This window comes from Pseudoxanthomonas japonensis (assembly GCF_010093445.1).
In the GTDB taxonomy this organism is placed as follows: domain Bacteria; phylum Pseudomonadota; class Gammaproteobacteria; order Xanthomonadales; family Xanthomonadaceae; genus Pseudoxanthomonas_A; species Pseudoxanthomonas_A japonensis.
The window spans coordinates 1-1,270 of record NZ_PDWW01000054.1; the positions used below are offsets into that span (position 1 = coordinate 1).

Below are 1,270 nucleotides of genomic sequence, written 5' to 3' on the forward strand. Positions count from 1 at the left end.
CAGAGGCTTTGAAAGCATTGCTGTAGCGATGGGTGGTTCTGGGGCCTGGCTTGGGCATGGGGACACTCCTGAGGGTTAGGTCGGGGTGTCCACTAAACCGTAGGAACTACCGGTTCGGCTTGAATGAATTGTTAGGCCTCTCCACCGGGAAGGCCCGCCACCACAAGCTTAAGCCTTGAGACCGCCTCTGTGGAGCCGAAGCGGCCGGCCGCGCGATAGCTCTCTTTTGCCGCATCCGCGTCCGAGCAGACCTTGGCAAGAATGGTCTCCGCCACTGTTTGATGGAGCGCGACGCGTGCAGCGTACCTGGCCAGCACGATTTGACCTGCCTGATCCGACTCGTGGCCATCTAAGGCGAACGACCAGTAGAAGTTGTCGTACTTAGCGCAGAAGTCAGCGAACGAAATGTGTCCTGCGGCGCACTCACGCACAAGATGATCAGAGCGATCCAATGCCGCAAGGAGATCAATCTCTGTCGGGTACGAGTTCATATCTTGAGAGGCCTAACACCAGAATTAAGCCGACCCGCGAAGCGGGTTCGGCTTGAATGAATTGTTAGGCCACATGCCTCGCGACCCGTACGATCTCTGGCTCTTGTGCGTCCATAAACATATAGCACCGACCAAAGAGCGCCTTAATGCCAAAATCATCAAACTTGTTCTGGCCGAGAGGGGTGATTAGGACCTCATGTGTGGCCAAAGCGGACTGATGTTTGCGATCGATCTCGGACCAGTTGGCGGCGACGACATCTGCCAGCACCACGTTGCCCGCGTTGTGCTTGTAGCCGATCAGGATGTTTCCGTCATCCATGGCCATAGGGTTCATGTCGGGGTGAGCGTGGAACACATGCCGAAGCGATTCGAGGGCAAAAGCCTCAGCCTGCCCATCAGTTAGCCCCTCGGGCAGAAGTACGAACGTACCATGTTTGAAAAGCGCGAAGTCCCTCTTTCCATCCGTGTAGTAGCGGACACGGTCCTCTACATTTTCGAGGGGTTGGACAATAGAGGGCCTCCAATCAGGAACAGGAGGAAACCGCCCAGTAGGTGGCTTAGGTGGCTCTGAGGCCTTCTTCTTGAATAGTCCAAACAAGGAAAACTCTCCAATGTGGCCTAACGCCTGAATTAAGCCGCGCCGCGAAGCGGCGGGCAGTTCCTACGAAAAAGTGGACACCGATTCTCTAGCGGCACTGCTCGAACTCCACCGGTGATCGATAGCCCAGCGCCGAGTGCAGGCGCTGGTGGTTGTAGAACTGGATGTAGTCGTTGATCGC

General features: G+C 56.1%; 3 protein-coding genes. All 3 read right to left on the bottom strand.

Going from position 1 to position 1,270, the window contains the following annotated elements; genetic code table 11:
• Positions 1–131: 131 nt before the first annotated feature.
• The gene (locus CSC78_RS18700; protein ID WP_162339378.1) at positions 132–491 is read right to left on the bottom strand and encodes a hypothetical protein; all 360 of its coding nucleotides are present in this window, start codon (positions 489–491) and stop codon (positions 132–134) included.
• A gap of 64 nt (positions 492–555) precedes the next feature.
• Positions 556–810, bottom strand: a complete 255-nt coding sequence (locus tag CSC78_RS18705) for a hypothetical protein (RefSeq protein WP_162339379.1) — start codon at positions 808–810, stop codon at positions 556–558.
• A 367-nt stretch (positions 811–1,177) separates the two neighbouring features.
• On the bottom strand, positions 1,178–1,270 hold a 93-nt coding region (locus CSC78_RS18710; protein ID WP_162339380.1), incomplete at its 5' end, for an IS3 family transposase.

Bases quoted from the DNA above. Each gene is read 5' to 3' on its own strand.
- CSC78_RS18700 (WP_162339378.1), bottom strand. From the start codon at position 491: ATGAACTCGTACCCGACAGAGATTGATCTCCTTGCGGCATTGGATCGC.
- CSC78_RS18705 (WP_162339379.1), bottom strand. From the start codon at position 810: ATGGATGACGGAAACATCCTGATCGGCTACAAGCACAACGCGGGCAAC.